We start from the raw sequence: 10,816 nt of genomic DNA, 5'->3' as shown, positions 1-10,816 counted from the left end.
GAGAATATATATTAAGAAAGATTGAAACTCCTTACTAATTCATATGACATTGGAGTATTTACTTTGTCGTATATAAAAAGGCTAATACGCCAAGTACTAGATTAGGTGATAAAACTAAGTTTAGAAAAATGAGTTAAGCGGAGTTATATAATTTTCATATATTTATCTAACAGTCTTAGTATTTATAATTACTGACTCATATTACACCGTGTTGGCAGTACGGTGATCAGGCTAAAGGTTACAATGACTACAAATGCTTTTTGATATCAGTTCCTCTTTAAGGATACTTCAAGCAGTAGGGGCTTTAATCATGATGAATTGTAAATTAGCACTATCACTTTGAAGAGAAAACTTAATGGCCTACCACACCTTTAAATTATGGCACTTGTGAATATAGTCCTGCATACGAGTGCTATACAAGACTATGCGTCTAGGATTTAAAGCGCAGATAAATGATTACCACAAATGCTCCTATCATACATTAAGGTCTGCACATAGCACTTGATAGCTATTAATTAATTATCCGCGTAAAGTTAAGATTACAGAAGCTGTCATTTAAGTATGATGTGTTCCTAGTAAAATTACGTATAACATACCCTTATGTACTATTTATTCTCAATGCGTTAAAATTGTAAATAGTTAGCTCTAAACGCATGTATTTAAACACTTTAGTTTCTTCGAAATAAAACTAAAGTGTATGTTATATAACCACCTAGGTTAAGTAAGATTACTATTATACTTAACTCATAACTAAATAATTGGAAAATAGTGAATTTAGTCCTTGAACATAGGGGCCTGCATACGTTAATTTCTTCTTATCAGGTAATGTAGGAATGAGGAAAAATTATGCAATCGTGGAACCCAAATAGCTGGAGAGAGCTGCCAATACTGCAGCAGCCACAGTACCCGGATCAAGAAATACTTAAATCAGTAGAAAGCCAATTAAAAACGGCACCGCCTTTAGTTTTTGCTGAAGAAACAAGAAGCCTATTCAAACAACTTGAAGATGTGTGCGAAGGGCGTGCTTTTTTACTTCAAGGTGGTGACTGTGCAGAATCATTTAGCGATTTTAATGCCGCTAACATTCGCGATACATTCAAAACAATCTTACAGATGGCTGTTGTTTTAACTTACGGCGGTAAATGCCCTGTAGTTAAAATAGCGCGCATGGCTGGTCAATACGCTAAACCTCGTTCAGCAGACTTAGAAACAATTAATGGCGTGTCTTTACCATCTTACCGTGGCGACATTATTAATAATATCGAGTTTACAGAAGAAGCACGTATACCCGATCCACAACGCTTAATGACTGCATACCATCATAGTGCCGCTACGTTAAACTTATTACGTGCTTTTGCACAAGGTGGCCTTGCCGATCTTCACCAGGTAAACCGTTGGAACATGGGCTTTGTTGCTGCAAATCCACTTAAAGAAAAATACCAACAACTTGCTGATAAAATTCAAGACGCACTAGAGTTTATGGAAGTGTGCGGAATTAACTCTACAATTGCGCCAAGCTTAAAGGAAACCGATTTATACACTTCTCACGAAGCGTTACTACTTGGTTACGAAGAGGCGCTTACTCGTCGCGACCACTTATCTGGTGATTGGTACGATTGTTCTGCTCACTTTGTTTGGATTGGTGAACGTACTCGTCAACTAGACCATGCACATATTGAATTTTTTAAAGGCATTAAAAACCCAATTGGTGTTAAAGTTGGCCCAGGTATGGACCCAGATGACCTAATTCGTTTAATTGATGCATTAAACCCAGATAACATTCCTGGTCGTTTAACGCTAATTACGCGTATGGGTGCAGATATACTTCCTGAAAAACTTCCAGCACTAGTAAGAAGAGTTCAACAAGAAGGCCGTAAAGTAATTTGGAGCTCAGATCCAATGCACGGTAACACTGAAAAAGCGACATCAGGTTACAAAACACGTAACTTCGACAATATTATGCGCGAGATCAGTCAGTTCTTCGCTGTACACAAAGCTGAAGGTTCATACGCAGGTGGTGTTCACCTAGAAATGACAGGCCAGCACGTTACAGAGTGTACTGGGGGTGCTTACGGTTTATCTGACGATGACCTAGCACAGCGTTACAAAACGCAGTGTGATCCACGCCTTAATGCCGACCAAGTATTAGAGTTAGGCTTTTTAGTAGCTGATTTACTAAAAGACGCACGTAAATAATATTTATTGATACAAAAAAACCGCTTAGTTGCGGTTTTTTTATTTCTTTGATAAGTAAGTTAGTACTTACGTCGCTCCAAGTCTGTTTCTATCAATATTTTTGCAGATATTTCTTCAACAGAATGATGCGTAGAATTAAAGTAAGCAATTTTATGACGCTTATACAACATTTCCACTTCGCGAACCTCAATACGACACTGTTTAATTGAAGCATACTTAGAGTTCGCCATACGTCGATGCCTAATAGCCGCAAGTCTCTCAGGGTCAATCGTAAGTCCAAATAACTTATGTTTATAAGGGACTAAACACTTAGGCAAACCTTCATTGTCTAAATCTTCTTCTGTAATAGGGTAGTTAGCCGCTTTAATGCCGTACTGCAGTGCTAAGTATAAGCTTGTGGGTGTTTTACCACTTCTACTAACGCCAATTAAAATGATGTCTGCTTCAGAAAAGTTTTTAATATTTCCGCCATCATCATTCATAAGTGCATAGTTAACCGCATCAATTCTAAAATCATAACTTTTTTCGTGGATAGAATGCGTACGATGCATTTTAGGAACTGGGGCTACATTGAGTTCTTTTTCTATTTTTTCGCTATATGTAGTTAAAAAGTCATACGTGACTGCATCAGCCGATTTTATAATTTCACTTAAATTGTGGTTAACAAAAGTAAAAAAAACAAATGGCTTTTCGCCTGTTTTTGCAGCGGTTGCATTAATTAATGCTTTAATTTCGTGCGCTTTTTCTTCAGTTTCTACAAATGGAATTGTTTTATGATTAAAATCGATAGGAAACAACGACAAAGTCGCATGCCCAAACACCTCTGAAGTAATAGCGGTTCCATCTGATATATAAAAAGCAGTTCTCATAATTAACCTTTTTATTGCGTTTAAATCCCTAAAATGGGTTTCTCACGGTTTACGTGAGGACTATTGCCAGTGTAGAATGATGATGACCTTTATAAAAGGTTTTCTTTCTTAACTCTCACAGTTAGACCTACAATTTGTTTTTTTTGGAGAAAGATCCGTGCAAGAATACGTTCTCTGGTATCAAGAGCTTGGTATGCAAGATGTTCCTCGAGTTGGCGGTAAAAACGCTTCACTTGGCGAAATGATTTCAAACCTAGCAAACGCTGGTGTACAAGTACCGGGTGGTTTCGCAACTACCGCAGATGCTTTTAATGAGTTTTTAGATCAATCAGGACTCACAGCAAAAATTCACAACATTCTAGATACACTTGATGTTGATGATGTAAATACACTCGCTAAAGTCGGTGCCGATATCCGCCAATGGATAATCGACACACCATTCCAACCAAACCTAGATCAAGCCATTCGCGACGCATATAGCCAACTTCATGGCGATACTGCAGCAGATGTATCATTCGCAGTACGTTCATCAGCTACCGCTGAAGATATGCCAGATGCATCATTCGCAGGCCAGCAAGAAACTTTCCTTAACGTTGTTGGTATCGATTCAGTCATGGTCGCTATTAAACACGTATTTGCTTCATTATTTAACGACCGTGCAATCTCATATCGTGTTCACCAAGGTTACGATCACCGTGGTGTGGCCCTATCAGCGGGTATTCAGCGCATGGTACGTTCAGATAAGTCAGCATCTGGCGTAATGTTTAGCATTGATACAGAGTCTGGTTTTGAAGACGTTGTATTTATTACATCAAGCTACGGCTTAGGTGAAATGGTTGTACAGGGCGCAGTTAACCCTGATGAGTTTTATGTTCATAAACCAACACTCCTTAAAAATAAACCTTCAGTAGTACGTCGTAACATTGGCTCTAAAGCCATTCAAATGATTTACTCAGAAGATAAAGCACACGGTAAGCAAGTAGACATCGTTGATGTTGCCCCTGAGCTTTCAAATAAATTTTCGATTACAGATGAAGAAGTGCAAGAACTTGCCAAGCAAGCTGTAATCATCGAAAAACATTACGGTCGTCCTATGGACATCGAATGGGCAAAAGACGGTAACGACGGCAAACTATATATAGTTCAAGCACGTCCAGAAACTGTACGCTCAAACGAAGACTCTAACGTAATGGAACGCTTTCAATTAAATGGTACAAGCAACGTTGTTGTTGAAGGCCGTGCAATTGGTCATAAAATTGGTAGCGGTGTTGTTCGTGTTCTTGATTCAATCAAAGAAATGGATCAGGTACAAGTAGGCGATATTTTAGTTACCGATATGACCGACCCTGATTGGGAACCAATCATGAAACGTGCAGCAGCGATTGTTACAAATCGTGGTGGACGTACGTGTCACGCGGCAATCATTGCACGCGAACTTGGTATTCCGGCAGTGGTAGGGTGTGGCAACGCAACTGATTTAATTAAAGCGGGCCAAGAAGTAACAGTATCGTGCGCCGAAGGCGATACCGGCTTTATTTACGAAGGTATTTTAGATTTTGAAATACTAACGTCACGCGTTGATAAAATGCCAGAACTTCCAATGAAAGTTATGATGAACGTAGGTAACCCCGATCGTGCATTTGACTTTGCACGCTTACCGCATGCAGGTGTTGGCCTTGCGCGAGTTGAATTTATTATCAACCGTATGATTGGCGTTCATCCTAAAGCGTTATTAAATTTTGATGCTCAAACAGATGCATTAAAAGCAGAAATTACTGACATGATTGCCGGTTACGAATCACCAGTAGAGTTTTACATAACAAAACTGGTTGAAGGTATTTCTACTCTAGGGTGTGCATTTGCACCAGAGCGTGTAATTGTTCGTATGTCTGATTTTAAATCTAACGAATACGCAAACCTAGTTGGCGGTCAGCAATACGAGCCGGAAGAAGAAAACCCAATGATTGGTTTTCGTGGTGCCGCACGTTATATCTCTGAAGACTTCCGCGATTGTTTTGCACTAGAATGTGAAGCTATAAAACGCGTAAGAAACGACATGGATATGGCTAATATCGAAATCATGATCCCATTTGTACGTACCCTTGAAGAAGGTAAACGCGTAATTGAATTACTAGAAGAGCATGGCCTTAAACGCGGCGATAATGGTCTTAAAGTAATCATGATGTGTGAGCTACCTTCAAATGCATTACTTGCAGATGAATTTTTAGAAATGTTTGATGGTTTTTCTATCGGCTCTAACGATTTAACACAGTTAACGCTTGGTCTTGACCGTGATTCTGGTTTAATCGCACATTTATTTGATGAGCGTGACCCTGCAATTAAAAAGCTACTTTCTATGGCAATTAAAACAGCTAAAGCAAAAGGAAAGTACGTAGGTATTTGTGGCCAAGGTCCTTCAGATCACGAAGACTTTGCAGCATGGTTAGTAGAGCAGGGTATTGACTCTGTTTCACTAAATCCAGATACAGTAATAGAAACATGGTTATACCTAGCTAAAAAATTAGCAAAGTAATAAATAGGTAAGCTATAAATATGTAAGCTATAAAAATGCCAGCCATGTATTGCTGGCATTTTTTATGCTCAATTAAAAGTGAATTAACGGGCTAATTTTTTATCTAAATAAGCACATGATTTAGTTAACGCCTTTTGACAAAATGATAAGTAATGTCGTGCTTTAGGATAGTAAAACGAAAAACACAATAAACCCGCCATAAAAAATATAAGTGAAGGCTAAGGGCGTGTTGAGCTTTGTGGATTGAAATTTGTTCAATCTAGGGGCGATTTAATCGCGGCGCGAGGTTTGTAACCTAGTGGGCTAAGTAAAAACCGAGCAACAAAGAGTTAATCGTCCCTAGAAAGAACCCATTGGGCAGCGCATGTTTGGTATTTATGCTGCGTTATCGCCTATTTATGGGGAGTAACCACACTACATAGGCTCTGCCTTGCCTAAAAACCAAACATACTGCTGCAAATTCAACAACCAAAGGTCAACACGCCCTAGCTACAATCGCAAAAAATAATCCTAGCAAAATAAATAACACGCCACTGATCTGTAATAGTAATTTTTTCATATAACACACCTCATTACTTGTTAACTTGAGTATAATTTAAGCTGCATTAAAATCGACTAAAAGAGTGTTACAAACTGTAAAATCTTCAATTTCTATTCGCCATCACCATGATATAATTAGTCAAATGCCCTAAAATATCGCCGTCATGATAGCAACAATTACACAGCAAGATGCCGCGACAGAACTTGTCGCAAACTACCTAAATACCATTGCAAACCAAGGTTTTACCGGAGATACCGACGCAAGTTATGCAACGCGTATTACCGCTTCAACCGATAACAGTGTGTATCAGCAAATACCGCAAGGTGTTATTTTTCCAAAAAGTGAAAAAGATATTCAGCTCGCATTGCAAACAGCATCTCGCGACCCGTTTTTATCATTAACTTTTGGTCCTCGTGGCGGTGGAACAGGCACTAACGGACAATCGTTAACACCTGGTATTGTTGTAGATTTGTCTCGCTATATGCGCGAAATCTTCGAAATAAATGTAGAAGAAGGCTGGGTACGCGTTCAAACCGGCGTAATAAAAGATCAACTTAATGACTTTTTAAAACCTTATGGTTTTTTCTTCTCACCTGATTTATCTACCAGTAACAGGGCAACTATTGGTGGCATGATAAGTACTGACGCATCGGGGCAAGGCTCTTTAGTTTACGGTAAAACGAGCGATCATGTTTTAGGGCTAACAACTTATTTAGTTGATGGCACACCTATGTGTACCTCCCCAATAGACATCGACAAAGCACAAATTATAGCTAATCAAGACTCATTAATTGGCAGTTTATATAAAACAGTTTTAGATATTTCAATTAATGAACGCGCTGCTATTTTAGCTAAGTTTCCACGGTTAAATCGTTTTTTAACCGGCTACGACCTAGAGCATGTGCTAAGTGAAGACTTACTTACCTTTGACATGAGCCGACTAATAACGGGTTCAGAAGGCTCATTAGGTATAGTAACTGAAGCAAAATTAAACCTAACGCCTATTGCCGAATTTAAAACGCTTATTAATATTAAGTATGATAGTTTTGACTCAGCACTTCGTCATTCACCATTTTTAGTCGATGCACGTGCAACATCGGTAGAAACCGTTGATAGCAAAGTTTTAAACTTAGCGCGTGAAGATATCATTTGGAATTTAGTATCGGACTTAATAACCGACGTACCAAATAAAGATATGCAAGGCCTTAACATGGTCGAGTTTAATGCAGTATCAAACGATGATATAAAAGACAAAGTAGACACGCTTTGTAAGCTTCTAGATGAATGCGTAATAAATCAAACTAATGGCGTTATTGGTTATCAGTTAACCAGTGATAAAAGCGATATACTAAAAATTTACGCAATGCGTAAAAAGTCAGTGGGTTTATTAGGTAATGTAAAAGGCAGCCAAAAACCGCTCGCCTTTGCAGAAGACACCGCTGTACCGCCTGAAAATTTAGCAGATTATATTGTCGAATTTAGAGCATTACTCGACAGCCATAATTTACAGTATGGTATGTTTGGCCATGTTGATGCGGGCGTTTTACATGTGCGGCCGGCACTTGATATGTGTGACCCAGAACAAGAAAAACTACTTAGAACTATTTCAGATCAGGTAGTAAAACTAACCGCTAAGTACGGCGGTTTAATGTGGGGCGAGCACGGTAAAGGTTACCGTAGTGAATATAGTCCTGAATTTTTTGGTGAGCATTTATATACGCAACTTCGAAAAATAAAAACAGCTTTCGATCCTAATAATCGTATTAACCCCGGTAAAATATGTACTCCTATCGATAGTGAAGACTCACTAGTTAGTGTGGATGGACAAAAGAGATCGCACTTCGATAAGCAAATATCAATAGAAGTTAAAACCAGTTTTAACAATGCAATGACCTGTAATGGTAATGGCATATGCTTTAATTACGATGAAAATTCACCTATGTGTCCATCGTATAAAGTAACTGGCGATCGCCGTAATTCACCAAAAGGACGCGCAAGTTTAATGCGCGAATGGCTTCGTCTACAAGAGTCAAAAAATGTAGATTTGCTCGAAGTAGAAAAGCAACTTAACAAAGGTGAAGTCATTACCTGGTGGGAACGTTTTGTTCATAGCCGCGAAAAACGAAAAGGTATTTACGACTTTTCTCACGAAGTAAAAGCGTCAATGGATGAATGTTTAGCATGTAAGGCATGTACAACAGCATGCCCAATTAAAGTAGATGTACCTACTTTTCGTTCGCGCTTTTTAAATTATTATCATAGTTATTATGCACGCCCGCTAAAAGATTACCTTGTTGGTAACATAGAAAACAGCGCGCCATTAATGGCAAAGTTCGCTAAAGTCATAAATCCAATTGTTAAAACATCATTAGTTAGTAATGTTATTAAAAAAACGGTTGGCTATGTTGATACACCACAGTTAAGTATTCCTGCACTTTCAAAGCGTGTTACTAAAACACAAAAATTCGATTTTGATTTATTAAATAAATTAAATGCAGAGCAACAAAGTGAATATGTATTAATAGTACAAGACCCATTTACGAGCTTTTACGAAGCGGAATTAGTAGAAAGTTTTATTACTTTAATAACCCAACTTGGCAAAAAACCAATGCTATTACCTTTTAAACCAAATGGTAAACCGCAACACGTAAAAGGTTTTTTGCATGAATTTAAAGTTACAGCTAAAAATGCAGCCGAATTTTTAAATAAATTAAATGATATTAATGCACCATTAGTCGGTTTAGATGCGTCACTCGTTATGTGTTATCGCGATGAATATAATACAATTTTAGAAAATAACCGTGGCGAATTTAATGTGCAGCTTGCTCATGAATGGCTAGAAACACAATCGTTTAAATCACTAAGCGCAAAGCGAAATATAGATACCGAATTTACATTACTGAGTCATTGTACTGAAACAACTGCGCTGCCAAAAGCAGCAAATGTATGGCAAACAATTTTCAATGATATTGGTTTAACATTAAAAACAACAAATACAGGTTGTTGTGGAATGGCGGGAACTTATGGCCACGAAGCACAAAATCAAGATAACTCGCGTACGCTTTACGAAATGAGCTGGAAACCAATTGTAGATAAAAATAAACCTGAGCAACTTTTATCTACGGGATTTTCTTGTCGTAGCCAAGTTAAACGTTTTGAACAATTTAAACCAAAACACCCAATTGAGTTACTAGCACAGGTTCTTAAATAACTTTATAAAGTAAGCTCACTTAAATAAGAGCATTTAAATAGTTTTATCTAAATACAAATTTAGTAAATTATTTATTAAATACAAAAAGGCGCAACGATTAACTTCATCAGTGATGAAAATAACCGTTACGCCTTTTTTAATACGTATTCTTAATTTACCTAGTTTAAATAATTATTTTTTAACAAAACTATCAGCAATAGGTTTAGTGCTAATACCATGTATAAATACACTAAATAGAATAGTCGTCATTGCTATTGTCGCTATTTGATATTTGTTTTCTATTTGCGTATCTATCACCATCAATGTAAAAACAATTGATGCTAATCCTCTTGGCCCAAACCACGCAAATGTAAAACGCTCTTTAATACTCAATGCCGTAAACTGCAGAGACAGCATAACTGGAATTATTCTAATCAATGTTGTACTTAATAAAGCGTAAATTATAATTTCAGTATTTAATTTAGGAATAACTAAGTAAGCACAAACAAACCCGAACAAGCACCAAATCATTAACGATGTGAAATCTGCTATGTGCTCTGAGTCTTCAATTAATTCTGTTCTAACTTCTTCGGTCGAAAATTTATCAAATAATAAGCCTGCAATAAACACCGCAATAAATCCACTGCCATGAAAATACTGAGTGACAGAAAACACAGCCATAGCAAAACCGAGTAATAAAAATGGACTGGTATTTTGTGCAAAGTAATGACGTTTCATTGCAAAGTTTAAACTCGGTATAAAAACAACAATACTTGTAATAGCTATTAATAAAGCCAAGCCAAGCTCTCGGCCAAACACACTTAATGTTTGTGTTGCAGTAATAGCTGAATCAGGATTTTTAGCGAGTAATATAAATATTAAAAATATGGGTACGCATAATCCATCGTTCAAACCACTTTCAGTATTTATTCCTTCGCGTATTTTTTCAGGCACTTGTGTACTTGCTAGTAACCCTTTACTTAATGCCGCATCAGTAGGTGTTAAAATAATAGCGAGCAACGCTGCTTGAATAAGTGAAAGCTCAGCAAAGAAAAATAAAGCAACAGCAATACCAAGTAACAAAGTTAAGGGTAGGGCAACAAACAATAGTAAACTAGGATACTGAAAACTATGCCTTAATACACTTAGCTTTGATTTAGCTGCATCAGAAAATAAAAATATACTTAGCGTAAGCTCTATAAATGGTAATAAAAGATCAACACCTTCTTTTATTTTATCCCCTTCGTTGGGTAGCATTAAAGCTAAACATATTCCGCCAACAACAAAAAACATTGGACCTGTTACTTCTGTTTTTTCTAACTGGCGAAGTGTTAAAGAATAAATTAAAAATAATCCGCCTATAAATGCTATTACTAAATACTCCATTAAATTTTCCTTTTAAGTCCTGATTTTGCTCGCTCTTTAATATTTGTTTGAATATAAATTTGATCGGTAGTCGCAATTTTAGAGTGGCCTAAATCTTCCGA

At 37.3% G+C, this 10,816-nt stretch carries 5 protein-coding genes; 3 read left to right on the top strand and 2 right to left on the bottom strand.

The features are described from left to right. The first annotated feature begins 846 nt into the window (after positions 1-846). On the top strand, positions 847-2,196 hold the full coding sequence (locus CXF89_RS19705; protein ID WP_008167282.1) for a class II 3-deoxy-7-phosphoheptulonate synthase: 1,350 nt from the start codon (positions 847-849) through the stop codon (positions 2,194-2,196). Positions 2,197-2,255: 59 nt separating this feature from the next. Here the strand turns inward: CXF89_RS19705 and CXF89_RS19700 are convergent, their stop codons facing one another. After that, complete coding sequence (locus tag CXF89_RS19700; RefSeq protein ID WP_007583184.1) at positions 2,256-3,065, bottom strand: posphoenolpyruvate synthetase regulatory kinase/phosphorylase PpsR; 810 nt, start codon at positions 3,063-3,065, stop codon at positions 2,256-2,258. A gap of 157 nt (positions 3,066-3,222) precedes the next feature. Here CXF89_RS19700 and ppsA point away from each other — a divergent pair, with 157 nt between their 5' ends. Together ppsA and CXF89_RS19690 are read left to right on the top strand one after the other, a co-directional pair. Beyond that, positions 3,223-5,598 (top strand): phosphoenolpyruvate synthase, encoded by a 2,376-nt coding sequence (gene ppsA / locus CXF89_RS19695; RefSeq protein ID WP_007583187.1) that lies wholly within the window; start codon positions 3,223-3,225, stop codon positions 5,596-5,598. A gap of 704 nt (positions 5,599-6,302) precedes the next feature. After that, positions 6,303-9,350 (top strand): D-2-hydroxyglutarate dehydrogenase YdiJ, encoded by a 3,048-nt coding sequence (locus CXF89_RS19690; protein ID WP_121955546.1) that lies wholly within the window; start codon positions 6,303-6,305, stop codon positions 9,348-9,350. Positions 9,351-9,521: 171 nt separating this feature from the next. Here CXF89_RS19690 and CXF89_RS19685 read toward each other — a convergent pair whose 3' ends face one another. Further along, positions 9,522-10,715, bottom strand: a complete 1,194-nt coding sequence (locus CXF89_RS19685; protein ID WP_121955545.1) for a cation:proton antiporter — start codon at positions 10,713-10,715, stop codon at positions 9,522-9,524. Positions 10,716-10,816 lie beyond the last annotated feature (101 nt).

Origin of the sequence: Pseudoalteromonas sp. MelDa3, from assembly GCF_002863625.1 — a bacterium.
GTDB lineage: Bacteria > Pseudomonadota > Gammaproteobacteria > Enterobacterales > Alteromonadaceae > Pseudoalteromonas > Pseudoalteromonas arctica.
This window is presented reverse-complemented; position numbering and strand designations above follow the sequence as displayed.